The sequence below is a fragment of the Streptomyces sp. NPDC000075 genome, assembly GCF_040301925.1.
Lineage (GTDB): Bacteria > Actinomycetota > Actinomycetes > Streptomycetales > Streptomycetaceae > Streptomyces > Streptomyces polychromogenes.
In genome coordinates, this window is the sequence record NZ_JBEPFL010000006.1 from 201,425 (window position 1) to 225,748 (window position 24,324).

At 74.5% G+C, this 24,324-nt stretch carries 26 protein-coding genes; 10 read left to right on the forward strand and 16 right to left on the reverse strand.

All coding sequences use genetic code 11. The features are described from left to right. Positions 1-16: 16 nt before the first annotated feature. Positions 17-1,015, reverse strand: coding sequence for a DUF4349 domain-containing protein (locus ABT403_RS10145; protein WP_344166207.1), 999 nt, complete (start codon positions 1,013-1,015; stop codon positions 17-19). 140 nt (positions 1,016-1,155) lie between these two features. Here ABT403_RS10145 and hemG point away from each other — a divergent pair, with 140 nt between their 5' ends. Both hemG and hemQ read left to right on the forward strand, forming a co-directional pair. Further along, entirely contained in the window at positions 1,156-2,643 is a 1,488-nt protein-coding gene (hemG, locus tag ABT403_RS10150) for a protoporphyrinogen oxidase (protein WP_344166208.1), read from the forward strand. 23 nt (positions 2,644-2,666) lie between these two features. Continuing rightward, a complete protein-coding gene (gene hemQ, locus ABT403_RS10155; protein WP_344166209.1) occupies positions 2,667-3,380 on the forward strand; it encodes a hydrogen peroxide-dependent heme synthase in 714 nt (237 codons plus the stop codon). A 116-nt stretch (positions 3,381-3,496) separates the two neighbouring features. Here hemQ and ABT403_RS10160 read toward each other — a convergent pair whose 3' ends face one another. From ABT403_RS10160 to ABT403_RS10175, 4 genes are all read right to left on the reverse strand, one after another. Continuing rightward, positions 3,497-5,269, reverse strand: a complete 1,773-nt coding sequence (locus ABT403_RS10160) for an alpha/beta fold hydrolase (RefSeq protein ID WP_344166210.1) — start codon at positions 5,267-5,269, stop codon at positions 3,497-3,499. A 99-nt stretch (positions 5,270-5,368) separates the two neighbouring features. Beyond that, the gene (locus ABT403_RS10165; RefSeq protein ID WP_344166211.1) at positions 5,369-6,154 is read right to left on the reverse strand and encodes a TIGR04222 domain-containing membrane protein; all 786 of its coding nucleotides are present in this window, start codon (positions 6,152-6,154) and stop codon (positions 5,369-5,371) included. 84 nt (positions 6,155-6,238) lie between these two features. Beyond that, positions 6,239-7,342: a TIGR04222 domain-containing membrane protein gene (locus ABT403_RS10170; protein ID WP_344166212.1), complete on the reverse strand. Its 1,104-nt coding sequence runs from the start codon at positions 7,340-7,342 to the stop codon at positions 6,239-6,241. Next, positions 7,339-8,652 (reverse strand): MbnB/TglH/ChrH family RiPP precursor modification enzyme, encoded by a 1,314-nt coding sequence (locus ABT403_RS10175; protein ID WP_425580287.1) that lies wholly within the window; start codon positions 8,650-8,652, stop codon positions 7,339-7,341. The genes ABT403_RS10170 and ABT403_RS10175 overlap by 4 nt, the downstream gene beginning before the upstream one ends. 204 nt (positions 8,653-8,856) lie before the next feature. Between ABT403_RS10175 and ABT403_RS10180 the strand changes: the two genes are divergently transcribed. Then, complete coding sequence (locus ABT403_RS10180; RefSeq protein ID WP_344166213.1) at positions 8,857-9,630, forward strand: glycosyltransferase family 2 protein; 774 nt, start codon at positions 8,857-8,859, stop codon at positions 9,628-9,630. 137 nt (positions 9,631-9,767) lie between these two features. Here the strand turns inward: ABT403_RS10180 and ABT403_RS10185 are convergent, their stop codons facing one another. The 4 genes from ABT403_RS10185 to ABT403_RS10200 all read right to left on the reverse strand — a co-directional run bounded on the left by ABT403_RS10185 (position 9,768) and on the right by ABT403_RS10200 (position 12,222). Beyond that, the gene (locus tag ABT403_RS10185) at positions 9,768-10,874 is read right to left on the reverse strand and encodes a radical SAM protein (RefSeq protein ID WP_344166214.1); all 1,107 of its coding nucleotides are present in this window, start codon (positions 10,872-10,874) and stop codon (positions 9,768-9,770) included. A gap of 66 nt (positions 10,875-10,940) precedes the next feature. Next, on the reverse strand, positions 10,941-11,486 hold the full coding sequence (locus ABT403_RS10190; protein WP_344166215.1) for a class IV adenylate cyclase: 546 nt from the start codon (positions 11,484-11,486) through the stop codon (positions 10,941-10,943). A 255-nt stretch (positions 11,487-11,741) separates the two neighbouring features. After that, entirely contained in the window at positions 11,742-11,948 is a 207-nt protein-coding gene (locus ABT403_RS10195; protein ID WP_344166216.1) for a hypothetical protein, read from the reverse strand. Then, positions 11,941-12,222 (reverse strand): hypothetical protein, encoded by a 282-nt coding sequence (locus tag ABT403_RS10200; protein ID WP_344166217.1) that lies wholly within the window; start codon positions 12,220-12,222, stop codon positions 11,941-11,943. The genes ABT403_RS10195 and ABT403_RS10200 overlap by 8 nt, the downstream gene beginning before the upstream one ends. Positions 12,223-12,458: 236 nt before the next feature. Here ABT403_RS10200 and ABT403_RS10205 point away from each other — a divergent pair, with 236 nt between their 5' ends. Further along, positions 12,459-13,700 (forward strand): helix-turn-helix domain-containing protein, encoded by a 1,242-nt coding sequence (locus ABT403_RS10205; protein ID WP_344166218.1) that lies wholly within the window; start codon positions 12,459-12,461, stop codon positions 13,698-13,700. Between the two features lie 55 nt (positions 13,701-13,755). Further along, entirely contained in the window at positions 13,756-14,220 is a 465-nt protein-coding gene (locus ABT403_RS10210) for a GNAT family N-acetyltransferase (protein WP_344166737.1), read from the forward strand. A 31-nt stretch (positions 14,221-14,251) separates the two neighbouring features. Here ABT403_RS10210 and ABT403_RS10215 read toward each other — a convergent pair whose 3' ends face one another. Further along, positions 14,252-14,686 (reverse strand): SMI1/KNR4 family protein, encoded by a 435-nt coding sequence (locus tag ABT403_RS10215; RefSeq protein ID WP_344166219.1) that lies wholly within the window; start codon positions 14,684-14,686, stop codon positions 14,252-14,254. Continuing rightward, complete coding sequence (locus tag ABT403_RS10220) at positions 14,683-15,432, reverse strand: aminoacyl-tRNA hydrolase (protein ID WP_344166220.1); 750 nt, start codon at positions 15,430-15,432, stop codon at positions 14,683-14,685. Before ABT403_RS10220 ends, ABT403_RS10215 begins: the two co-directional genes overlap by 4 nt. 71 nt (positions 15,433-15,503) lie before the next feature. Here ABT403_RS10220 and ABT403_RS10225 point away from each other — a divergent pair, with 71 nt between their 5' ends. From ABT403_RS10225 to ABT403_RS10235, 3 genes are read left to right on the forward strand one after another with little or no spacing between them, the layout of a single operon-like run. Further along, positions 15,504-16,178, forward strand: a complete 675-nt coding sequence (locus tag ABT403_RS10225; protein WP_344166221.1) for an AIM24 family protein — start codon at positions 15,504-15,506, stop codon at positions 16,176-16,178. 11 nt (positions 16,179-16,189) lie between these two features. Continuing rightward, complete coding sequence (locus tag ABT403_RS10230; protein ID WP_425580288.1) at positions 16,190-17,173, forward strand: ABC transporter ATP-binding protein; 984 nt, start codon at positions 16,190-16,192, stop codon at positions 17,171-17,173. Next, positions 17,170-17,826, forward strand: a complete 657-nt coding sequence (locus tag ABT403_RS10235) for an ABC transporter (protein WP_344166222.1) — start codon at positions 17,170-17,172, stop codon at positions 17,824-17,826. Before ABT403_RS10230 ends, ABT403_RS10235 begins: the two co-directional genes overlap by 4 nt. 87 nt (positions 17,827-17,913) lie before the next feature. On the opposite strand, the gene ABT403_RS10240 is transcribed toward ABT403_RS10235, so the two are convergent. The 5 genes from ABT403_RS10240 to zapE all read right to left on the reverse strand — a co-directional run bounded on the left by ABT403_RS10240 (position 17,914) and on the right by zapE (position 22,847). After that, positions 17,914-18,822, reverse strand: coding sequence for a polysaccharide deacetylase family protein (locus ABT403_RS10240; protein WP_344166223.1), 909 nt, complete (start codon positions 18,820-18,822; stop codon positions 17,914-17,916). Positions 18,823-18,839: 17 nt separating this feature from the next. Beyond that, complete coding sequence (locus ABT403_RS10245) at positions 18,840-19,718, reverse strand: PPK2 family polyphosphate kinase (protein WP_344166224.1); 879 nt, start codon at positions 19,716-19,718, stop codon at positions 18,840-18,842. Between the two features lie 4 nt (positions 19,719-19,722). Further along, on the reverse strand, positions 19,723-21,063 hold the full coding sequence (locus tag ABT403_RS10250; RefSeq protein ID WP_344166225.1) for an alkaline phosphatase PhoX: 1,341 nt from the start codon (positions 21,061-21,063) through the stop codon (positions 19,723-19,725). A 190-nt stretch (positions 21,064-21,253) separates the two neighbouring features. Further along, on the reverse strand, positions 21,254-21,679 hold the full coding sequence (locus ABT403_RS10255; RefSeq protein WP_042812939.1) for an OsmC family protein: 426 nt from the start codon (positions 21,677-21,679) through the stop codon (positions 21,254-21,256). Positions 21,680-21,740: 61 nt separating this feature from the next. After that, positions 21,741-22,847: a cell division protein ZapE gene (gene zapE, locus ABT403_RS10260; RefSeq protein ID WP_344166226.1), complete on the reverse strand. Its 1,107-nt coding sequence runs from the start codon at positions 22,845-22,847 to the stop codon at positions 21,741-21,743. A 36-nt stretch (positions 22,848-22,883) separates the two neighbouring features. On the opposite strand from zapE, the gene ABT403_RS10265 reads away from it, so the two are divergent. Beyond that, the gene (locus ABT403_RS10265) at positions 22,884-23,666 is read left to right on the forward strand and encodes a pyrimidine reductase family protein (protein ID WP_344166227.1); all 783 of its coding nucleotides are present in this window, start codon (positions 22,884-22,886) and stop codon (positions 23,664-23,666) included. Between the two features lie 148 nt (positions 23,667-23,814). After that, positions 23,815-24,282 carry an indole-3-glycerol phosphate synthase gene (locus ABT403_RS10270; RefSeq protein ID WP_344166228.1) on the forward strand — a complete coding sequence of 156 codons (468 nt, stop codon included), beginning with the start codon at positions 23,815-23,817 and terminating at the stop codon, positions 24,280-24,282. Positions 24,283-24,324: the final 42 nt, after the last annotated feature.

The following is a 24,324-nucleotide window of genomic DNA, read 5'->3' on the forward strand; positions in this document are numbered from 1 at the left end:
ACGGGCGGACGGTCCGTCAGGCCCGCTTATCCTCCGCATCGGCCTCCGGGGCCGGGGCCGCAGCCGGGGCCGGGGCGGAGGGCTGCCGGGGGACCGGGGTCCGCCGCAGGCCCGCCTTCGGCTTCGCCGGACGGAACCGCCGGTAGACCCGGAACCCGAAGGCCACCAGGGCGGCGGCGACCGCGAAGGGCAGCACCGCCGCGACCGCCAGCGCCAGGTAGCGCACCAGCCGCACGAACACCGCCCAGCCGCCGCCCAGGGCGTCGCCCAGGCCCGGCTCCCCGTCCTTCTCCGGCTTCTTCTCCACCGGCGCCGGAGCGGGCTGCGAGACCGACACCGTGATCGTGCCCATCGAGGTCTGGTCCTTCAGCGCGGTCTGCTGGGCCAGCAGGGACTCCAGGTCGGCCTGGCGCCGGCTCAGCTCGCTCTCCAGCATGACCACGTCACTGAGCGCGGAGGCCTTCTCCATCATCTCCCGCACCCGCGCCACGCTCGCCTGCTGCGACTTCACCCGGCTGTCGACGTCGGCGACCCTCTCCGTGACGTTCTGCGCCTCCACCTTCCGGTTCAGCAGTTTCCCGCCGCCCTCCAGCGCGGCGATCACCGCGTCGAACCGGTCGCCGGGCACCCGCAGCGTCAGCGTCGAGGTGATCCGCCCGTCGCCGCCCCGGTCGGTGGTCTCGGCGCCCACGTAGCCGCCCGCGCCCTCGGCCGCCGTACGGGCGGCGGCGATGACCTTCTGCGGCTCGGCCGTCTCGATGCCCAGCTTCCCCGTACGGATGACGTTCGGCCGGACGGGAACCTGGGCCTGGCCCTTGGCGTCCGCCGCCGGCGGAGCGGCCGCCCCGGCCCCCGGCTTGCCCTGTGCGGCCTCCCGGGGGGCCGGCGCGGCCGCCCGTCCGTCGGAGGCGGTCCTCTCGCCGTCGGCGCCGCAGCCCGTGAGCGCGAGGCCCCCGGCCAGGGACAGGCCGGCCAGGGCCGCCGCCGCGCGCTGGTGTCTGCTGAGCGTGTGCATCGTCAAGTACCCCCGGGGGATCGGCAGATGTCCCCGTTTCGACGCGCGGGCCCCCGTCCCGGGTTTCGCCTCCGGGATCCCGGCCCGGTTCCGATGCGGTCACGTTCCGGCCTCGCCGGGCGGTCTGAGACCATGTGTCCATGGACGAAGCGGACACGCGTACGAACGGGACGGGCGGGCCGGGGCCGGCGCGTCATGTCGTCGTCATCGGCGGCGGCATCGCGGGCCTCGCGGCCGCCCACCGGCTCCTCGCCGACGGCGTCCGCGTCACCCTCCTGGAGGCGGGCCCGCGCCTCGGCGGCAAACTGCGCGCCGACGAGCTCGCCGGCCTGCCCGTTGACCTCGGCGCCGAGTCCGTCCTCGCCCGCCGCCCCGAAGCCCTGGACCTCGCCCGCGCCGTCGGCCTCGGCGACGCCCTCCAGCCCCCGGCGACCGCCACGGCCCGGCTGTGGACCCGGGGCGCCCTGCGCGACATGCCGCGCGGCCACGTCATGGGCGTCCCCGGCGACACGGCCCCGCTCGCCGCCTCCGGCGTCCTGTCCGCCGAGGGCCTCGCCCGCGTCGCCGCCGACACCGGGCTCCCGCCCACCGAGGTCGGCGAGGACGTCGCCGTCGGCGAGTACGTCGCCGCCCGCATGGGCCGCGAGGTCGTCGACCGGCTGGTCGAACCGCTGCTCGGCGGGGTCTACGCCGGCGACGCCTACCGCATCTCGATGCGCGCCGCCGTCCCCGCCCTCTTCGACGCCGTCCGCACCCACCCCACGCTCACCGAGAGCGTCCGTGCCCTCCAGAGCGGGGCGGCGGCGCGCGCCGCCGCCGAGCGCACCACCGTCACCGGCGCGGCCGCCTCCGGCGCCTTCTTCGCCGGGATCGCCGGCGGCATCGGCCGCCTGCCGCTCGCCGTCGCCGAGGCCTGCCGGGCCGCCGGGGCGCGCATCCTCACCGGCACCCCCGCGCGCGGGATCACCCGTACGCCCGGCGGCTGGCGGATCACCACCGACGGCGAGGCCCTCGACGCCGACGGCGTCGTCCTCGCCGTCCCCGCCGCGCCCGCCGCCGCACTCCTCGCACCCCTCGCCCCCACGGCCGCCGCCGGACTGCGCGAGGCCGAGTACGCCTCCATGGCCCTGGTCACCATGGTCTTCCGCCGCTCCGACCTGCCCCCCGCGATCGCCGACGGGTCCGCCAGCGGGTTCCTGGTCCCGCCCGTGGACGGCCGCACGATCAAGGCCTCCACCTTCTCCGGCAACAAGTGGGCCTGGTCCGGCGCCGACCCGGAGCTCTTCCCGCTGCGCACCTCCGTCGGCCGCCACGGAGACGAGGGCGACCTGAAGCGCGAGGACTCCGAGCTCGTCGACGTCTCCCTCGCCGACCTCGGCGAGGCCGTCGGCCTGGCCGCCCGGCCGGTGGCGTCCACCGTCACCCGCTGGGACGGCGGGCTGCCCCAGTACCCCGTCGGCCACCTCGCACGCGTCGCCCGCATCCGGGCCGCCGTGGCCGCTCTGCCCGGCCTCGCGGTCTGCGGAGCCCTCTACGACGGCGTCGGCGTCCCGGCCTGCATCGCCAGTGCCGCGAAGGCCGCGGACGCCGTCACCGGCTCGATGGCCACCCCTGGCACCGAGCACTGATCAGCACACGGGACAATGGACACATGACTGCACCAGAGAAGATTCCCAACGCGGGGAAGAAGGCGAAGGACCTCAACGAGGTCATCCGCTACACCCTGTGGTCCGTCTTCAAGCTGAAGGACGTCCTGCCGGAGGACCGCGGCGGCTACGCCGACGAGGTCCAGGAGCTGTTCGACCAGCTCGCCGCCAAGGACATCACCGTCCGCGGCACCTACGACGTCTCCGGCCTGCGCGCCGACGCGGACATCATGATCTGGTGGCACGCCGAGACCTCGGACGAGCTGCAGACCGCCTACAACCTGTTCCGCCGCACCAAGCTGGGCCGCGCGCTGGAGCCGGTGTGGTCGAACATGGCCCTGCACCGTCCGGCCGAGTTCAACAAGTCGCACATCCCGGCCTTCCTGGCCGACGAGGTCGCCCGCGACTACGTCAGCGTCTACCCGTTCGTGCGCTCGTACGACTGGTACCTGCTGCCCGACGAGGACCGCCGCCGCATGCTCGCCGACCACGGCAAGATGGCCCGCGGCTACCCCGACGTGCGCGCCAACACCGTCGCCTCCTTCTCCCTGGGCGACTACGAGTGGCTGCTCGCCTTCGAGGCCGACGAGCTCTACCGCATCGTCGACCTCATGCGTCACCTGCGTGCCTCCGAGGCCCGGATGCACGTTCGTGAAGAGGTGCCCTTCTACACCGGGCGCCGCAAGTCCGTCGCCGATCTGGTGGCCGGGCTCGCCTGATACCTCCCCTGGGGGGAAGGACCGGAGGACGACCGCGCTCTCAACGAGGAGCGGCCTCCGGTGGATCGGGAGGCCCTGCCCCCGAAACGACGCAGCCGGAGATCCCGCCCGGAAGTTCAGACGAGCGGCGGCAGCAGCGCCCTGGGAGCGCTCGCTGCCCCCTCGTCCAGTGTCACCGGTGCGGGCTCCGGATGCGGCGCACACGTCACGCGCCACCCCGGGGTGGTCCCCGTCAGCAGGTACCGCTCCACATGCCGGTCCACGCACGCGTTGCGTCCGCCGGCCACCCCGTGGGCACCCGCCGCGCTCTCCGTGACCAGCGCGGCCCCGGCGCCGAGCCGCCCCTGCAGTTCCAGCGCCCCCCGGTACGGGGTCGCGCCGTCCCGCTCCGCCGCCACGATCAGCGTCCGCGGCAGCCGTGTCCCCGCCGGCGGCGCCCCGACCTCCACCGGCCGCTGCCGCTCGCGCACCGGCCAGTCGGCGCAGGGCAGGTTCAGGAAGGCGTTGGCCCAGGTCTCGAAGGGCGCGCTGCGGGCGAGTTCCGTGTTGTCGCGGTCCCAGGTCTCCCAGGCGGCGGGCCAGGGGGCGTCGTTGCACAGCACCGCCGTGTAGACAGCCGTCGCGTTGGCCGCCGTCCCGGCCGCCTCCGGATCGCGGGCCGCCTGCCGCACCAGCGGGCCCGGATCCCCGCGCAGGTAGGCGGCGAGGGCCGCGGCCCGCTCCGGCCACACCTCGTCGTAGTACGCCGTCTGGAGGTAGGCGGCCTGGAGTTCGCCCGTACCGACGACCCCGCCCGCCGGGGTACGGGCCACGGCCGCCCGGACCTTCTCGTAGCTCTCCCGCACCGCCCGCGCGGTGGACCCCAGCCCGTACACGGCGTGGTGACGGGCCGTCCAGGCGCGGAAGTCGGCCCAGCGGCGCTCGAAGGCGTCGGCCTGGCCGAGGTTGTCGAGGTACCAGACGCGGCGCGGGTCCGGATCCACCGCCGAGTCGAACACCATGCGGCGCACCCGGTCCGGGTGGCGGGTGGCGTACACCGCGCCGAGATAGGTGCCGTACGAGGCCCCGAGGAAGCTCAGCCGCCGCTCGCCGAGCGCGGCGCGCAGCACGTCGAGGTCGCGGGCGTTGTTGAGGGTGGTGTACTGCGCCAGCGCGGCGCCGGTGTGCCGGGCGCAGCCCTCGGCGTAGGCCCGGGCGGCCGCCCGCCGCTCCCGCTTGTACGCGGGGGAGGGCCGGGCGGGGACCTGCGTGGGCCCCTGCGGCCGTTCGGCGGGGTCCTGGCAGGTCAGCGGGGCGGAGCCGCCGACTCCGCGCGGGGCGTAGCCGACGAGGTCGTAGGCGGCGGCCACCCGGGCCCACGCGGGGCGGTCGGCGAGGAGGGGGAAGTAGGTCCCGGAGGCCCCCGGCCCGCCGGGGTTGAACACGAGCGCGCCCTGCCGGACGGCGCCCCCGCGCCCGGAGGCCGGGACCCGGCTGACGGTGAGGGAGAGCTGCGGGCCGTCGGGGCGGGCGTAGTCGAGCGGGACCCGCAGGGTGGCGCACCGGACGGGCTCCGGCAGCTCCTCGGCGGCGGGGCAGGGCAGGAACTCCAGCGGCGCCGCGTCCCCGGGGGCGTCGCGGCCCGGCCGGGGCATGGGGCGGGTCACCGGGCGGCTGCCCTGCGTCGGGCGGGTGTGGTGGGAGGGGGATCCGGGTGCGCCGGTGACGGGCCGGCGGGCGGCGGCCGCGGCGGCCCGGCGGGCGACCAGTTCGGCCCCGGCGTCCTCGGCGGCGAGCCGGCCGGAGGAGGGCCCGGGCCCGTCGCTCGCGCGGGCCGGGGCGGCGGGGGCGCACAGGGCGAGGCAGAGGGCCGCCGAGGCGACCGCGTGGTGTGCGAGCGTCGTCCGCATGGCGACCCCTTCGTCTCATCGTCCTGTCTGATGAGATGTCAGGAGGGCGGTGCTGTACAGGTCCGCCGCCGGGTGTCGCCCCCGGTACCCCCGGTTGCCCTAAGGGGCGCCCGCCCGGCCCGCCGTCCAGCCCGCCGTCCGCCCCGTGAGGGCGGCCCGCAGCCCCGGGTCCCGTACCGCGCGCGGGCCCCGGACCGCCACCGCCGCGAGCGGGTCGGCCGGCGACCGGTCCCGGTCCAGCGCGGCGAGGAGGCGCTGCCCGGCGGGGGAGGCCCACGGGGAGTGCGCGCAGCCCCCGGAGCCGGCCACGGCCAGGCAGCACACGGTGAGCAGCAGCGGCAGCGCGAACCAGTACGCCACCCCCTCCACGGTTGCCCCGTCCGCCGGTACGGCCAGCGCGGCCGCCGCCATGGCCACCACCAGCACCCCGGCCCGGCGGACCGACCGGACCCCGTCCGCCACCGCGTCCCGGACCCGCTCGGGCACCGCCAGGCCGGCCTCGGCCAGCCGGTCCGCGAGGGCCCGTACGGCCGTGTGCGCGGCGGCCGCGCGCCGGACGGCCGCCACCGGGGACTGCCCGTCGGGGCCGAACGCGCCCAGCACCGACCGCTCGTACGCGTCACGGGCGACGGGGTCCACGACGGTGGCCCAGCCGGTGTGGGCGAGCAGCAGCCGGCGCCGGCGCTCCATCGAGAGCAGCGTCAGCACCGCGACCCGCTCGGGCCCGCCGGCCAGGTACGCGGCCTCGTACAGGGTGAGCGGCGCCCGCGGCCGGCCCGCCGGGGCGGGCGCCGGCCCGGCCGCCGCGGAGGCGGCGCGCAGCAGGCGCGCGGCCGAGACGAGCACCCCGGCCCAGGCGAGCAGCAGGAACAAGATCCAGAGCATGGGCGATTCCTACACCCGCCCCCGCCCGCGCCGGGCGTGCGCCGCACAAGCGTGAGCAGCTCGTGACGCGGATGTGATGGACGGTCAGGTACTGCTGGAGCAGCTGGAACCGGACGAACTGCTGCAACTCGAACCGCTGGAACAGCTGGAGCCGCTGGACCCCCCTGAACAGCTCGAACCGCTCGAACAGCTGGAGGACCCGGCGCAGCTCGACCCACCCGAACAGCTGGAACCGGAACCCCCGCAGCCGGAGCCGCCGCCGCAGCCGCCGGACCCGGAGGACCCGCCGGGGTCGCCGGCCGCGCACCACAGCACGGGCACCGGGTCGACGGACGAGGACCCGGAGCCGGAGTCGAAGTCGGCGCCGGAGCCGGAGGAGTGGGAGGAGTGCGAGGCGTGTGAGGACCGCACCGCCGACGCCCGCCCCCGGGCCTGGGCCGCCGCGAGCCGGGTGGCGCGCGCGGCGGGCACCAGCTGCGCCCGCAGCCCCGGGTCCCGCAGCCCGCGCAGCCCGAACAGCGCGGTCCGCACCGCCGGGCTCTGGTCGGCGGCGTACCGTGCCCGGGCCCGGTTCAGCGCGGCCCGGCCCGCCCGGGTCACCCGCCGCCGGGCCCGCCGGGCACCCATCGCGCCCGCCACGATGCCGCCCGCCAGCACCGGCAGCACCTTGAGGACGAACGGCACCTGCGGCTCCCGCGTCAGCGCCATCGCCACGAACGTCACCGGCAGGGACACCGGGATCAGCGCCGCGCACACCACCGTCTGCACCAGCCCCCAGCGCCGCAGCCCCCGCCCCGCGCCGGGCGGCGCGATCATCCCGCGCGCGGCGAGGGCGTCCCCGGTCTCCTGCACGGCCGGGTCGAGCATGGCGGCGTACCGCACCTGGTACAGCCACCCGGACGGCGCGGCCCGCAGGGCCGCGAGCACGGCCCGCTGGGCGGGGTCCGCACCGCTCGCGCGCCGCCCCTCGTGGACGATGCCCGGGCCGCCCGCCACGAGGCGGCCGTCGGAGAGCAGGGCGACGAGCGCGGCGTCGACGACCGCCCCGGGCCCGCCCGCCAGGAACGCGGCCTCGCCCAGGTCGTGCACCTCCGGCGTCCCGGACACCCGCCCGCGCCGCAGCCCCAGCAGCAGCCCGAGGCTCGACCCGAGGACGGCGGCCCACACCGCCACGGCCAGAACGTTCACCTGCCCCTCCCCGTCAGCCCCGCCAGCGCACGGGCCCAGCGCACCATCCGCCCGGGCGGCCGGGCCCCGGCCCGCTCCCGCCACCAGGCGGTGAGCCGGCGGCGCGCGGCCGGGTCCTCGGGCAGGTCCCGGATCAGCAGGTGCTCCGCGAAGGCCAGCGCGTCGCGCCGGTAGCCGCCCGTCATCGGCCGGCGCCGCGCGTACGCGAGGAAGGCGGCGCGGTAGGCCTCCGGGCCGCCCAGGATCCCGGGCAGCTCGGGCGCGATCCTCGCCACCACGTCGGCCCGCTTGGCGGCCAGCGCCCGCGCCTGGATCCGCACCCGCTGCCGGTCGAACCCCTCGGGCACCGGGGTCCCGGCGACCAGCGCCGACAGCAGCGCGGCCTGTCCGAGCCCCACCCGCGTCCGCACGGCCTCGCCGACGGGCCCGGCGTCCCCGTCCCGTACGACGGCCGGCGTACGCGCCGCCTTCCCGGTCCCCGTCCCCGTCCCCGTGCCCGTTCCCGCCACGGCGCGGATCCGCTCCAGCTCCCCGGCGAGCTCGTCCCCCTCCGGGAAGGCGTCGTCCCGCTCCAGCAGCACCCCGGGCGGGTCCACCCGTTCGCGCAGCCGCGCGAGGACGTCGAGCACCACCGGCGGCACCGGGTGCGCGTGCGTGTCGTGCCAGACGCCGTCGCGCTCCACGCCCCCGGCCACGTGCACGTACGCCAGCGCCTCCAGCGGGATCGCGTCCAGCACGGCGGCGGGGTCCTCGCCCCGGTTGACGCGGTTGGTGTGCAGGTTCGCGACGTCGATCAGCAGCCGTACGCCGGTCCGCTCGACGAGCTCGGTGAGGAACCGGCCCTCGCTCAGCTCCTCACCGGGCCAGGACACCAGCGCGGCGATGTTCTCCAGCGCCAGCGGCACCGGCAGCGCGTCCTGGGCGATCCGCACGTTCTCGCACAGCACGTCCAGGGCGTCCCGGGTCCGGGGCACGGGCAGCAGGTGCCCGGCCTCCAGCGCGGGCGAGGAGGTCCGGACGAAGGCGATGTGCTCGGTGACGAGGGGCGCCCCCAGCGCCACCGCCCGCTCCCCGAGCGCGGCCAGCTTCCCGGCGTCGGGCCGGTCGGCGCCGCCGATGCCGAGCGACACCCCGTGGGGCACGACCGTCACCCCGCGCTCGCGCAGCCGCAGCAGGGACTCGGGCAGGTGGCCCGGGCACACGTTCTCGGCCACCACCTCGACCCAGTCCAGCCCCTCCAGCCGCTCGACCACCCCGGCGATCTCCGGCCGCCAGCCGATGCCCACCCCCAGGCGTGCCATGGGCTTCATGTCCCCCTCGCCCCCTCTCAAGGACTCCGTGCGGATGTCATGGCCCGAACGCGAACAGGCCAACCACCGGGAGGGGACGTTCAGAGCAACATTTGAGGTTCCCGCCCCGCGCACATCCGTCCTGGTCGCCGGGCCCGGAGGGGACACCTCCGCCCCGGTGGTTGAATGGACCCATCGTTTTCGGTCCCGCGAAGGAGAAGTGCCGTGCCCCTGGTGTCGGTCGTGATGCCCGTGTACAACTCGGCGGCCACGCTCGGTGCGGCCGTCCGGTCGGTGCTCACCCAGACCCACGAGGACCTGGAGCTGCTGGTCACCGATGACCAGTCCTCCGACGGCTCCATGGACCTGCTCCGCGAGTTCGCCCGGCAGGACGAGCGCGTCCTGCCGGAGCGGGCACCCGAGCAGGGAGGGGCAGGCCGGGCCCGCAACCTCGCGATCGAGCGGGCCCGGGGTGACTACGTCGCCTTCCTCGACAGCGACGACATGTGGCTGCCGGAGAAGACCGAGAAGCAGCTCGCCTTCGCCGCGTCCGGCAGCGCGCCGCTGACGTTCACCTCGTACTTCAAGATGGACGCCGACCACGCCGGCGAGAGCACCGACTGGACCCCGAACGGTCGCGTGGTCCGCGCGCGGGAACACGTGGACTACCGCGCGATGCTGGTCCGGGACCACATCGGAGCCCTCACCGCCATGTACGACCGCAACGTCCTGGGCACGAGGCTGATGCCGGAGATGCGCAAGCGCCAGGACTACGCCCTCTGGCTGTCGATCATGCGGGACGGCGCCGACGCCCGCGGGCTGGCCGAGCCGCTCGCGGTGTACCGGGCGCAGCAGGCGGGATCCCTGTCCTCCAACAAGATGTCGCTCGTCCGGTACAACTGGGCGCTGTACCGCGAGCACGAGCACCTGTCGCTCCCCCGGGCGACGCGGGCGCTGGGCGGCGCCGTGTGGCAATCGGTACGCAACTCCCGCATCTGAGCTTCAGAAGCGGCCCCGGGTCGGCGGGCGGGTGCCGACCGGGGTGGTCTTCAGGCGAGGGGTCGGTACAGCACATGGCCTCGACCAGGGGTGCTGTCTGTGCCAGGCCGTACGAAGCGCGAGGCGGGGGGCGTGGGTCAGCGGTGTGACGTTGTGACCTGTTGAGGGTGGAGGGCGGCGAGCCGTGCGGTCTCGTCGTCGCGGAAGGCTTGGACCTCGCGTGCGCGCTGGCTCATGACGAACTCGCCAACCGACATGCAGATGTCCATGCGGCGGATGCAGACGCCGATCATGAAGGGGCCGCCCTTGGCCCGGTACATGCGGACCCCGTAGTAGCCCTCCTGGCAGTCGCGGGGGTTGTTGAACGTGCAGCCGGCGCAGGTGTCGGGGAGTCGGACGGGGCGGATGTTCTTGGCGTAGACGGTGCGGCCGTCGGGGAGCCGGTAGCGGGTGCGTTCGTCGGAGGTCCCGGCGGTGATGATGTGGCGGACGGGCACGGCGTCGAGGGCGGCGAGGGTCTCGTGGATGGCCTGCCGCGAGGCGTCTTCGGTCTCCAGGTTGACGAGGAACCGCACGGTCACGTCGTGGCCGTACCGCTGCACGATCCGCAGGGCGCGGGGGATCTGGGTGTGGTCGCTGACGACGAGGTTCGCGGAGACCTTGACGCCGCTGCGCAGTCCGGTCTCGATGCTGGCCTCCAGGGCCGCGATCTTCTTTTCGGCGAGGCTGACGGACGCGAACCGCGGTGCCTGCACGGCGGCGAGTTCGGTTGCGGTGGTGCCGAAGACGGAGAGGTTGATGCGGTCGAGTCCGGCCTGCGCGCATTCCTCCAGGACGGCGGCGCCGTTCTCCCCGTTGGAGGTGAGCCCGACGGTGAACCCCATGTCGCGGACCTGGCGGACGAGGGCGGTGAGGCGGGGGTGGAGGGTGGGTTCGCCGCCGGTGAAGTGGATCTCGCGGGTGCGGATGCTGCCGCGGAGGCCGGCGAGGGCGAGCGCGAAGTCGGGGCCGGGTTCGATGCGGGCGGCGAGGAAGCGTGCGCCGTTGTCGGCGAGGTAGATGGAGACGCGGCCGGTCTTGCCGGGGGTGCCGGTGTACTGGCCGGGCTGGGCGTCGCGGTTGTCGGCGGTGACGGGCGTGCCCTCGTTGTGGCAGAACACGCAGGCCAGTCCGCAGTCGTCGTCGATTTTGACGCGTCCGGTGTCGTCGGGGCGGATCTCCACGGGCACTTTGTGCAAAAGCATGTCGTGGCCTTCCTTCCGTGCGGCCGGTCCCTGTCCTCCGGCCGGACTGCTGGGTGGTGCTTCGGCTCAGGCGGTGAACCTGAGGTCGGTGACCTTGTCGAGGTCGATGCCGTATCGGGCGTACACGGCGGTGGTGTTCTCGCCGGTCAGCTCGGCGCGGTCCAGGCCCAGACGGTCCGCCATCGCCCATACGGCGTCTTCGCTGTCGGCCTCGATCTCCAGGTACGGGGGGATGAGTGGCCAGTGGTCGAGTTCGAGGCGGACCCCGTCCAGTTCCCAGGAGGAGCGGCGGTTTTCCTGGTAGGCGCGGGCGGTGAGCCCGGTCGCGGTGAGCGCCGCGTGGGCGGTGTCGAAGTCAGAGACGCCGACCTCGGTCTCGCGGGTGCCGTCGACCCGGTCGCTGGTGATCTCTTTGACGCACAGGGTGGCGCCGCTGCCGGTGTCCCGCAGCCGCACCCACTTCCCCGGCACCACGGGGACGGTGTCGTACACGTAGCGCCGCATGTGGCGGTCGGCGACGTGGACACCGCCCGCGTTCTTGATGCGGTCGGCGATGTCGGCCGGGTCGATCTCCAGGGCCTTGACCTCGAACTCGGTCACGGCGTCGGTCATGGTGCGCTTCCTTCCTGTCGGTACGGGTGCCTCGCACTCTCTACATCACGGCGCGGGTGAGCGGTTGGCGTTGGCGTGCCGGGGCAGCCCGGTCGCAAGATCACGACTTCCCCTTGTGGTGCCGGGAGTTCCCGCGCTCCCCGCAGACTGCGCAGCGCACCGGCGCGTGCGTGCTCGCGCCGGTGCGGGTGGGCTTCGGATTCCCCGGCCTCCGCCGTCAGCCGCCGAGTTCGGCGGCCCTGTGGGGCGAGCGGCTCACGCCCGTACGACGTTCTCGATGGCGGTGGTGAACTCGCGGCCGGACGCGTTCCGGATGTACGCCAGGTCCATCCAGTGCTCCATGCCGGTGTCCGACACGTTCTCGGTGATGACGGCCATCAGCACGCCCTCTGTGCCGGTGGGGATGTCGCGGACGCGCTGCTGGAGCAGACGGTGAGGCTGGTACTCGTAGCGCTCACTCACCGGGGGCCTCCGTCGTGGTGAGGAGGAAGCGCTCCCACCCGACACGGGCCCGGTCGAGCAGGTCCGCGCTCGGCTTGTTCGCGAGCGCCTCCCAGCGAACGGGGTGACCCGGAGGGTCGACACCGAGCACGCCGTGTCGGGCGCCGAGGTTTCGCCAGCCGCGCCTCGCGCGCGCCAGCAGGGCCGGCGAGGGCTCGCCGTGCGTGCTGCTGACGTCGATCGGGGTGTCCCAGCCGGGCACCTGCGGCCGGGTGGGCATCGTCTTGGCGCTCATCTGGCATCTCCTTCGACGAGTGGTGACTCCCCGCGCTGCCGTGGTCAGACTGCCAACGGCGTTGCTGGGGAAGTGGAGCCGCCCGGTCGTGGCGGCCTGATGACCAGTGAACGCGCGGTGCCCGGTTCCGGCCAGGAAGGATTGCCAGGCACTTGCGCGCACCGCACCGGAAGACTTTGCGCGCGCATGAACCGACGTCTGGTTCGGGCTATGGGGATGCGGCTACGGTCTTTCGCATGGGAGCAAACGTCATCCTGAAGGCCAGGATGGATGAACTTGGCCTGAACCAGAATGAATTAGCCGAGCGCCTGAATGACGCGCTGGCCGTCATTACGGGACGGCCCGGATGCATCGGTGATCGAACGATCCGCAACTTGCTGAACGGCACATCACGGCGCCCGATCGGACGTACGTGCGCAGCCCTTGAGCGTGTGTTCGGCTGCCCCGTGGAGGAACTGGGGTTCGGCGCACCACGCTCCACGCACCACCCTCAGGAGGACGCCATGCGGCGGCGCACCTTTCTCACCTCCGCAACGGGGGCCGCTACCTCCCCTCTGGTCGCCACACGCCGGGCGGTCGGCATGTCCGACGTAGACCGGGCCGCAGCCGCACTACGCGCTCTTGTCGAATCCGACGATCGCCAGGGCGGACATGCCGCACTGGAGAAGGATGCCCTCGCCGGCCGTGACGGTGTGCTCGGTCTCCAGTCGAGGAACGCCAGCGAGCGTGTGCGCCGAGCCCTGTTCGCCCTCGCGGCGGAGTACGCCGCTATCGCTGCCTGGTCCTGTGTCGACATGCGCCAGCTCGGCCAGGCGCAGACATACCTGAACGAGTCCACGGCCTACGCGGGACTGTCCCAGGACGCCCCGACGCTGATGCGGGTGTGGGTCACCCAATCGCTCCTTGCGACGCAGCGCCAGGCGTGGACGGAGGCCCTCGCCGCAGCGCAGGTCGCTCATGCTTCAGCGGCGGCCCGCCGAGACCCGTTCTTCGCGTCCCTGGGACGCGTCCGTGTCGCCCTCGCTCACTCTTCCCTCGCTGACGGACGCAGTGCCCTGCGCTCCCTCGGAGTCGCTCAGGAGATGCTCGCGAAATCGACGGACCTGGAGCGTCCCCGATGGGCCGCGTTCTACGGCTCCGCCGAGCTGGACCACTTGGGCGCCATCATCTATAGCCGTAGTCGGCGCTATGCCCAGGCCGAGGCCTTCGCTCACCGCTCCGTCGCCAGGACGCCACCATCGTTCCGCCGGAACCGGGCCCTGGCCACCGCTCAGCTCGCCCTCGCGCAGCTGCGGCAGGGCGAAATCGATCAAGCCACCGCCACGGCGGCCACTGTCTTCACCATCATGGGCGGTGATCCCCTTCCGGGGCGCATGCGCAGCCTTATCGGGGACTTCCACCGCGATTTGTTCACCCTCGCCCCATCCACCACCTACGCCCGTGACTGGGCGGACCGTATGCGAACCGAATGGAGCTGACGTGACCGAGCTGCGGCATTTCCAGCACGGAAGCCTTCCGGAAGGCTTCCGGCAGATGCTCATCGAGATTCATGACGAGGCGTACGCGGATGCCATGGACGACCCGTTCAACCAGAGGTTTCCCTGGTTCGTGGACCACTGGTCGGGCGCCGAGGGCTTTACCTGCGTCGTGGCATACGACGGGCACGAACCTGTCGGCTTCGCCTACGGCGCTCCCGCCACCCCAGGCCGGGAGTGGTGGCGGAACACGGAGTACCGGCCTCAGAACGGCTACACGTCGACCTACGCGGTGTCGGAGCTCATGGTGCGTCCGGCCTGGCGGAAGCAGGGGGTGTCCGACCTGCTTCACGCCGAACTGCTGAAGGCACGGACCGAGGACCTCGCCGTCCTCCTGGTCGACGTCACCCACCCGAAGGTCCAGGCCCTGTACGAGTCGTGGGGATACACGAAGTTCGGCGAGCAGCAGCCCTTCGCTGACGCCCCAGTCCTCGCGGTCATGGTCAAGGACATACGGACCTGATCGGCCCGGGGACATCCGCCCGGGCCGCTCCCTACCGGTACCAGTCGCCCCGTGCGGGCAGGGCCCGCCGCAGGTAGTCCTCCACTCCGCCCGCCGCCCAGGAGCGGCCGTCGGACTCGTGGTCCCAGACGAAGACGTCGGAGCGCTCCGGGATCCGGACGGCGCCGAACAGGTCGCCTCCGCCGTTGTCCCCGAAGAACATCAGCGGCTCGAAGGGCATGTAGAGCGAGGCGAACTCCGGCGTGCTCCGCAGTTCCGCGTTGTCCCGGGCGATGCGCCGGGCGCTCCAGACGACGTCGGTGCCGTGCCGTCCGGCCACCCCGTCGCACTCCCGCAGCAGGCCGGCGAGGTCCGCGGGCAGGGGCTGCCCGAGCACCCGCTCCACCTCGGCGAGGTCCGCCTCGTCCGCGGGCGCGGCCGGTCCGGCCTCCGGCAGGAGGCCGAGGACCAGCTCCCGCCAGCTCACAGCCGTGCCCGCAGGGCCGGGTGGTCCGAGACCACCGTGCAGCTGCCGGGGGCGATCTCCGTGAAGCCCGCGTCGCGGACCACCGGGAGGCCGCTGGTGCTCAGCCGCGCCCAGCGGTCGCGCGGGGCCGTGCGGACGGCCAGGCGGAAGCCCGAGGCCTGCCACAGGGCGCGCTCCGCCGCCGTCAGTTCCCACCAGGCCAGCTGCGCCGCATGGCCCGCCTGGGCCATCGCCTTGCCGGCCGACATGCCGAGGTCCGGGTTGAGCCACAGCACCGGCACCCCCGGTTCCGGCGCGGGCGCCGGAACCGGGTCGTCCAGGTCGGTGCCCGACACCTGGAGCTTGGCCAGCTCCTTGGGCCAGCCGTCCAGCGGGACCGGCGGGAAGACCCGTACCTCGGACGCGGCGCCGTGGACCGTGACGCCCGGCAGCGCGGCCGCCTTGCGCCACTCCGCGCCGCGCGCCCGGCGCACCACCTTGCGGATCCGGGCGTCCTGCCAGTCGCGGACCGCCCGCGCCCACTCGCCCTCGCCGTGCGCGCGCTCGTCCGTGAGGAGGACCAGCACCGCCCGGGCCGCCGTCTCCAGTGCGTCCGTCCGGGCCGGCGGCTCGGCCTTCTCGATCCGCACGACCAGCGGCAGGACGAACTGCGGGGCCTCGTCGCGCAGTACGTGCTCCGTCCGGAAGGGGCTGTCCGACCCCACCGGGGGTACCTCTGAGGTCTGGTTCGTGTGCTGGCTGCTCATCCCGTCAAGCATGCCAGGGTCCGACTTCAGGAGGATGTCCCGGGTACCCGGGCCGGGTGAGGATCAGGTCCATGAAGAGCGACCTTTTCGCGAGCGAGAACCTGGCCCAGCCCGCCGCGGCCCCCGGGATGACCCTGCAGAACGCCAAGTCCGTCAAGTACGCCGTCAACGGCGAGATGCTGGCCCGGCAGGGTTCCATGGTCGCCTTCCGCGGCAACCTCCAGTTCGAGCGCAAGGGCCAGGGCATCGGCGGCATGCTCAAGCGGGCCGTCACCGGCGAGGGGCTGGCGCTGATGTCCGTGCGCGGGCAGGGCGAGGCATGGTTCGCCCACCAGGCCGGCAATTGCTTCATCATCGACTTCGAGCCCGGCGACGCCCTCACCATCAACGGGCGCAACGTCCTGTGCTTCGACGCGACGCTGTCGTACGAGATCAAGATGGTCAAGGGCGCCGGGATGACCGGCGGCGGACTCTTCAACAGCCTCTTCACCGGCACCGGGAAGCTCGCCGTCGTCTGCGACGGCAACCCGATCATCATCCCCGTCACCGCGCAGTCGCCGGTCTACGTGGACACGGACGCGGTCGTCGGCTGGAGCGCCCAGCTCGAAACCGGGCTGCACCGCTCCCAGTCCGTCGGCTCCATGATCCGCGGCGGCTCCGGCGAGGCCGTCCAGCTGATGCTGCGCGGCGAGGGCTTCGTCATCGTCCGGCCCAGCGAGCTCACCGAGACGGCGGCGGCGCACTGAGACTGACCGCCGTGGGCCGCCGCTACGGCCGGCGGCGGGCCTGGGTGCTGCGCGGGGTCGAGGCGGAGCTGGCGCCGGGCGCCCTCGTACGGATCGAGGGCGGCAACGGCGGCGGCAAGTCCACCCTGCTCCGCCTCCTCGCGGGCATCGACACCCCGACCGAGGGACGCATCACCGGCCGCCCGCCCCGCACGGCGTACGTGCCCGAGCGGTTCCCGGCCGCCCTGCCCCTGACCGTCGAGGCCTACCTGACCCACCTGGGCCGGGTGCACGGACTCACCGGCGCCGGTGCGGCCCGCCGGGCGGCCGACCGGCTGGAGCGGTTCGGCGCCGGCGCCTACGCCCGTACGCCCCTGTCCGAACTGTCCAAGGGGACCAGCCAGAAGGTGGCCGTCGCCCAGGCCCTGCTCGCCGAGCCCGGGCTCCTCGTCCTCGACGAGGCCTGGACCGGCCTGGACGCGTCCGCCCGCGCCGAGCTGGACCGCGCCGTCGCCGAATGTACCGCGGCCGGGGGCACGGTGGTCTTCGTCGACCACGACCCCGCCCGCCTCGCCGGCCTGCCCGACGCCCACTACCGGGTGCGGGCCGGCGGCCTGGAGGCCGTGACGGCGGACGGCCCCGCGTCCGCGCGGGGGCCGGCGGACGCGGGGGTCCTCCCGCTCACGGGAGCCCGCGCGGCCGCCGTACGGGTACGGGGAGCCGCGCCGCCCACAGCGGCCGCCGACGCCGCCGCCGGCGCACCGGCCGGCGGGATCGCGGTACACGGCGACGGGCCGGCCGGCGCTTCCGCCGCGGGCTCCGAAGGCACCGCCGTGTCCGCCGTGCGGATCCACGCCGTCGGCCCGCCCGGCGGCGTCCCGCCGCAGGGCGCCGTGCCCGCCCCCGGCGGCGGGATCCTGCTGACCGTCGCCGCCGGGCACTCCGACGCCGTCCTGCGCGAGCTGCTCACCGCCCGGCCGCCCTGGCACGTCCGCGCCGTGGAGGAACTCCCGTGACCGCCCTGCTCCGCTACCAGGGGGCGCTGCTGCTGCGCTCCCAGGGCTGGCTCGCCCCCTTCGCCGTGTACGCCGTCTTCATGGGCATCGGCATCCGGCCCGGTGACCGGACGCTCGACTCCCTCGGCTACGCCGCCGCCGGGCTGGTCCCGCTGACGGCCTGGCTGGTGCGGGTCTGCGTCACCGCCGAGCCCCCGGCGGCCCGTGCCTGCACCGCCGCCGCGGCCGGACCGGCGCGGGTGCACGCCGCGGCCCTGCTGACCGGGCTGGGCGGCGCGCTCGTCACCGGGCTGCTCGCGGTGGCCTACACCCTGCTGGTGGGGGACCCCGCCGGGCACGCCCCCGCCGTGGTGGCCCTCGCCGGGGTGGCGGCGGTGGCGGTGTGCGCCCTGACGGGGGCGGCCCTGGGCGCGGTGTGCGGGCCGCCGCTGGTCGCGGGGCGCGGCCTCGCCGTCCTCGGGGCGGGCCTCGGCACCCTGCTCGCCTGGGTCGCGCCGTTCTCCCCGGCCCGCGTCGCGGTGTCCGCGCTGGTCGGCGCCGCGCGGGCGGGGGCCGGGGAACCGGCCTTCCCGGCCGGCGCCTCGGCGGGGGCGCTGCTGCTGGCCGGGGTGGCCGGGGCGGTCGTGTCGCTGGCGGCCGCGCGCCGGGGCTGAGCCCCGGCCCGGGGCAGGCTCCGCCGGCCAAAGGCGGCCAATGACGGCCAAAGACGGCCAAAGGCCAGCGGAGCCGGTGAAGGAACGTTACTTCCCCATCAGCTCCGACACCTTCACGAACCGGAACCCGCGCTTGCGGAGCTCCGGCACGATCTTCTCGACGGCCTGCTCGGTGACCGGCGCCGCGCTGTGCGTGCAGTGCATGACCACCACCGAACCGGGCTTCACCCCGGCCAGGACCTGCTCGGCCACCGCGTCCGGGTCCTTGGCGAAGGCGTCCCCGCTGACCACGTCCCACTGCACGGCGGTCACCTTGGCGGGGGCCAGGGCGCGCAGCGCCCGGTCGTCGTAGCAGCCGCCGGGGAAGCGGAAGTACGGCACGGTGTTGACCGCCCCGGCCTTCTTGAAGGCGGCGAAGGCCCGGTCCACGTCGGCCCGGGCGGCGGGCTCGTCCAGCGCGGGCAGTCCGTAGCAGGGGGACTTGAAGGCGTGGTGGCTGTAGGAGTGGTTGGCGATCTCGAAGTTCGGGTCGGTGCCGATGGACTTCGCCTGGTCCGGGTACTCCTCCGCCCAGCGCCCCGTCATGAAGACGGTGGACGGCACCTTCAGCCGGCGCAGGGTGGAGATCAGCTCGGGGTTGTCGAACCGTTCCCCCGAGGCCGCACGCGGCCCCTGGTCGGAGGTCATGTCGGCGTCGAAGGTCAGGGCCACGGTCTTCTCGGTGCGCTGCCGGGCCCGTTCGAAGACCGGGGTCAGACCGTTCGGCCCGGGCGCCAGCGTCGGGACCAGGGCGGGCGCGCCGGCCTGCGGAGAGGCGGAGGGGGCCCCGGACGCGGAGGGCGGGGCGGCGGGGGCGGGGCCGGAGGCCGCGGGGGTGCCCATACGGGCCCGGCCCGCGCCCTGGGGGGCACCGGCGCCGCCCCCGCATCCCGTGAGGACGGCACCGAGCGCGGCCACGGCGGCCACGGCGGCCACTTTGCGTACAGAAAGGGTCACCCACGCAAAATATATGACTATCCGGCCATCAGTCGGGCACGGCACGCCTCGACGTCGAACGAGGCCGGCGGGTACCTCGGGTCCAGCTCCTCCAGATGCTCCAGCAGCAGCCTGCTGACCGCCCAGTTCCGGTACCACTTGCGGTCGGCCGGCACCACGTACCAGGGCGCGGCGTCCGTGGAACAGCGCTCCAGGACCCGTTCGTACGCCTCCTGGTACGCGGGCCACAGGCCGCGCTCCTCGATGTCGCCCGGATCGAACTTCCAGCGCTTGTCGGGGCGGTCGAGCCGCCGCAGCAGCCGCTCGCGCTGCTCCTCGAAGCCGATGTGGAGGAAGACCTTCACCACGGTCACGCCGTCTTCGGCGAGGCCGCGCTCGAACGCGTTGATCTCCTCGTACCGGCGCTCCAGCACCTCGCGCGGCGCCAGCGCGCGGACCCGGGCGATCAGGACGTCCTCGTAGTGGGAACGGTCGAAGATGCCGATCTCGCCCGGCCCGGGCAGGGCCTTCTCCACGCGCCACAGGAAGGGGTGCGCCCGCTCCTGCGGGGTGGGCGCCTTGAAGGCGGTGATGCGGCAGCCGGAGGGGTTGAACTGCCCGATCACGTGCTTCACCGTGCCGCCCTTGCCGGAGGTGTCCATGCCCTGGAGCACGAGCAGCAGGCGGCGGCGGTCGCCCGCGGTGGCGGCGGCGTAGAGCCGCTCCTGGAGCTCCGCGAGGGGCCCGGCCAGCGCGGCGGAGGCGGCCCGCCCGGCGGCCTTGTCCGAGGGGCCGGCGGGCAGCGCCGAGGGATCGTACGCCCCAAGGCCCCTGCGGCCCCCGGCGCCCGCCCGCAGCAGCTCCCGCAGCGGGGTCCCGCCGGCGGCCGCGCCCTTGCGGCCCTTCCCGTGCGTCATGCCGTCAGTTCCACGGCCCGGTCACCGCGAACGTGGTACCGGGGGTGTACGCGTTGACGTACATCGTCCGCGCGTCGGGGGAGAAGGTGACCCCCGCGAACTCCCCCCACTCGGGGGCCCCGGGCTTCCCGACGTCCTGGGCGTTGCGCGCCACCGGGTAGACCTCCCCGTCCGGGGTCACCCCGAAGACGTACTGGTCCCCGCCGCCGTCCTCGCACACCATCAGTCCCCCGTCAGGGGCCAGGCAGATGTTGTCGGGGGAGTCCCCCGGAAGGCGGACGTCGGCCGCCGGGCCGAACCGCACCTCCAGGCGGAGCCGGGCCCGGCGCGGGTCGTAGAACCACACCTGCCCGTGGTGGTCGGCGGCGGCGCCCTCGGTGCCCCGGGCGTAGCTGGAGACGAAGTACACCCCCCTCCCGCCCCAGTAGCAGCCCTCCAGCTTCTGCGCGTGCGTGATCCCGCCCCGGCCGAAGTCCTGGAAGCGGACGGGGGTCCCCGCCGCCGAGGGGTCGGGCACGGGCACCCACTCCACCGGGAACTCCGCCCCCGGCCGGTCCACCGCCGACAGGTCGGGCACCCCCGGTACGCGCAGCGCCTCCAGCGCGCCGCCGGCCCGCAGCGACCCGGGTCCGCCCAGCGGGCGCGCGGGCAGGAAGCGGTAGAACAGCCCGAAGGGCCGTACGAAGGCGTCCTCGGTCTCGTAGACCACGCCCCGGTACGGGTCCACGGCGACGGCCTCGTGGGCGAAGCGGCCCATCGCGGTCAGCGGGACGGCGCCGAGGCGGTGCGGGTCGGCGGGGTCGACCTCGAAGACGTACCCGTGGTCGCGGGTGTAACCGGAGGCGCCGGCCCGGTCCTCGGTCTCCTCGCAGCTCAGCCAGGTGTTCCAGGGGGTGCGGCCGCCCGCGCAGTTGACGGCGGTACCGGCCAGGGCGACCCGTTCGGAGACGAGCCCGCCGGCGGGGTCCAGTTCCAGGGCGGTGCAGCCGCCGAGGGCCGCGGGGTCGTACGTGAGCCCGTCCACGGCGGGGACGCGGAGCACGGCGTCGGCCCGGTTCTCGTGGTTGCGCACCAGGCGCACCCGCCCGGCGCCCGCGCCGAAGGCGGCCATGCCGTCGCAGTGGGACGGCACGGTGCCCCCGCCGGAGCGCAGCGGGTCGCCGGCGCGCGAGAGCACCCGGTACGAGAAGCCGGCGGGTAGGTCGAGCAGCCCGGCGGGATCGGGCAGCAGCGGCCCGTACCCCCGGGCGGAGGCCCGGGCCCGGCCGGAGGCGAAGAGCGGGGCGAGGGTGCCGCTGAAGGCGACCGCGCCGGCTGCGAGCAGGCTGCGTCGGGTGACGGACATCGGCAACTCCCCGGTGGACGACTGGAGATGTGACCGGCCCGTGGTACCACGCCGGAACCCCGCCGCCCCGCCGACGCGTGCCGGGGCGGGCGCCCGTCACCCCACCGGGCCCCGGACGGCCCGCCCCGTCACCCCGCCGGGTACCCGCGCGGCGTGCGCGCGGGCCCGGCGGTGACGACGGGGGAGGGGATCAGACGAGCTCGGCGCTCAGGGTGATCGTCGTACCGGCCAGGGCCTGGCTGACCGGGCAGTTCTTCTTCGCGTCCTCGGCGGCGGCGGCGAAGCCCTCCGCGTCCAGGCCGGGGACCTCGGCGCGCACGGTGAGGTGGATGCCGGTGATGCCCTCACCGGGCTGGAAGGTGACGTCGGCCTTGGTCTCCACCCGGGTGGGCGGGGTGCCCGCACCGTCGAGGCCGTGCGAGAGCGCCATCGAGTAGCAGCTGGAGTGCGCGGCGGCGATCAGCTCTTCGGGGCTGGTCTTGCCGTTCGCGGCCTCGGCACGCGAGGGCCAGGAGACCTCGAACGAGCCCCGGCCCGAGGAGTCGAGGGTGACGGTGCCGGCGCCCTTGAGCAGGTTGCCTTCCCACTCGGTGTGCGCGGTACGCGTGGTGGCCATGGCGGGTCCCTTCATGGAAGTGGATACGGCCGGGCGTGAAAGCGGCCCGGCCGTGCCCAACCTACTGGGACACCAGGGGTTTTGCGTCGCGGGCGAGCGCGGTGAGCCGCGATATGGCTCGGAAGTACTTCTTCCGATAGCCGCCGTTCAGCATCTCCTCACTGAACAGCTTGTCGAAGGGCACCCCGGAGGCCAGCACCGGGACCTCCCGGTCGTACAGCCGGTCGGCCAGCACCACCAGGCGCAGCGCCGTCGACTGGTCCGGTACCGGGACGACGTCGGTCAGGCAGACGGCGGCGATCCCGTCCGTGAGCGCTCCGTAGCGGCTCGGGTGCACCTTGGCCAGGTGTTCCAGCAGGCCCGGGAAGTCGTCGAGGCTCGCGCCGGGGGTCGCGTACGCGGCCTTGGCGACCTGCTCGTCCGAGAAGGGCGCCGGGGCCTCGGGCAGACCGCGGTGACGGTAGTCCTGGCCGTCGATGCGCAGCGGCCGGAAGTGCGCGGACAGGCCCTGGATCTCGCGCAGGAAGTCGGCGGCGGCGAAGCGGCCCTCGCCGAGCTTGCCGGGCAGGGTGTTGGAGGTGGCGGCCAGCGCCACGCCCTGCTCGACCAGGCGGCTGAGCAGGGAGGAGACGAGGACGGTGTCGCCCGGGTCGTCCAGCTCGAACTCGTCGATGCACAGCAGCCGGTGTCCGCCCAGGGTCTGGACGGTCTGCTGGAAGCCGAGCGCGCCGACCAGGTTGGTCAGCTCGACGAAGGTGCCGAAGGCCTTCAGCGCGGGCTCGGCCGGGGTGGCGTGCCAGAGGGAGGCCAGCAGGTGGGTCTTGCCGACGCCGTAGCCGCCGTCGAGGTAGACCCCGCGCGGGCCGGCGGCCGGGGCGGGCGCCTTCTTCTGGAACCACCTGCGCTTGCCGGCGCCGCTGGCGTGGGCGCCGCCGAGCCCGGCGGCGAAGCCGCTCAGCACGGTGACGGCCTCGCTCTGGCTGGGCTGGGCCGGGTCCGGGTTGTAGGTGTCGAAGCGCACCGAGTCGAAGCGCGGCGGCGGGACCATCTCGGCCACCAGCCGTTCGGCGGGCACGCGCGGCTCGCGGGCGCACAGAGCCAGCGGACCCGCGTCGGCTATCGGGGGCTGCCCGGAGGCAGGACCGGAGGTGGAGAGTGATGTTGACACAGCTCTTAACTCTACGGGGCGTGTCACACTGCACCGATGCGACGCCTGTTCCCTGTGACCGATCAGACATCCCTCCCCACGGGGGCCACGGCCGGCCGCGCGTGGTCGCTGGACGAGCTGGCGGAGGCCTACGCCTACCCCGAGCTGGCCCCCGGGGCGCACTGGCTGCGCGCGAACATGGTCTCGACCCTGGACGGCGCCGCCCAGCACGACGGGCGCTCGCAGCCCATCTCCGGCGAGACGGACATGCAGATCTTCGGTACCCTCCGGGCCCTCGCGGACGTGGTGATCGCGGGCGCGGAAACGGTTCGGCAGGAGGGCTACCGCCCGGCCCGGGCCCGGGAGGCCTTCGCGGCCCGCCGCGAGGCGGCGGGCCAGGGCCCGGCCCCGGTCATCGCGGTGGTCACCGCCAGCCTGGACCTCGACTTCACCCTGCCCCTGTTCACCTCCCCCCTGGTGCCCACCCTGCTGCTGACCGGAGCGGGCGCCCCCTCCGACCGGGTCGCCGAGGCCACCGCGGCGGGGGCCCAGGTCGTGGTGGCGGGCGAGGGGGCCGCGGTGGACCCGGCGCGGGCCGTACGGGAGCTGGCCGCGCGCGGGCTGCGCCGCCAGCTCACCGAGGGCGGGCCCCGGCTGCTGGGCCAGTTCGTGGCCGCCGACGTGCTGGACGAGCTCTGCCTGACGATCTCCCCGACGCTCACCGCGGGCGACGCCCAGCGGATCGCCGGCGGGCCCTCCGTCACGGTTCCGCACCGGCTCGCACCGGCCTCCGTGCTGGAAGAGGCCGGGTTCCTCTTCACGAGCTACCGTCGGATCTGACAAGCGAGCGGAATTTCGCGTTCCGCTTAGCTTCCGACGGGTACGTAGCTGGGCACGCATACCTGCGCACGCCCCGCGCCACAGCGGGGCAGGATGGTTTCCGCAGGGGCCGGCCGACCGGCCCCGGCGCATGAAGGAGAGGGCGTCCGTGTTCACGAGCGTATTGATGATCGAGCAGCCGCTGACCACGGTGGACGTGGACTTCGTCACCACCCTGCACGGAGACGACCCGGTCTCCTTCGTCGTCCTCATGCAACCCCGGGGCGACCAGGACCGACTGCTCCGCGCCATCGACGACGTAGCGCTCGGTGAGCTTCCCGAAGCCCTCCGCGAGGCCGACGTGCCCGAGGGCGAGGCCGCCCGGGGCCCCGCCGCACAGGCCCTCGAACACTCTCTGGCGGCCCTGCGCAAGAAGGGCGCCAAGGCCGTCGGGCAGATCATCGAGAACCACCCCCTCGACCACCTCAAGGACGTCGTCGACGAGACGGGCGCCGACGAGGTGATCGTCCTGACCGCCCCCCACTTCGTCGAGGAGTTCTTCCACCGCGACTGGGCCTCCCGCGCACGCCACAAGGTCGGGGTTCCGGTGCTCAAGCTCTTCGCCCACAACGAATAGGCTGGGGGGCACAGCCCCACCCACTCGATCCTGGAGCGACCT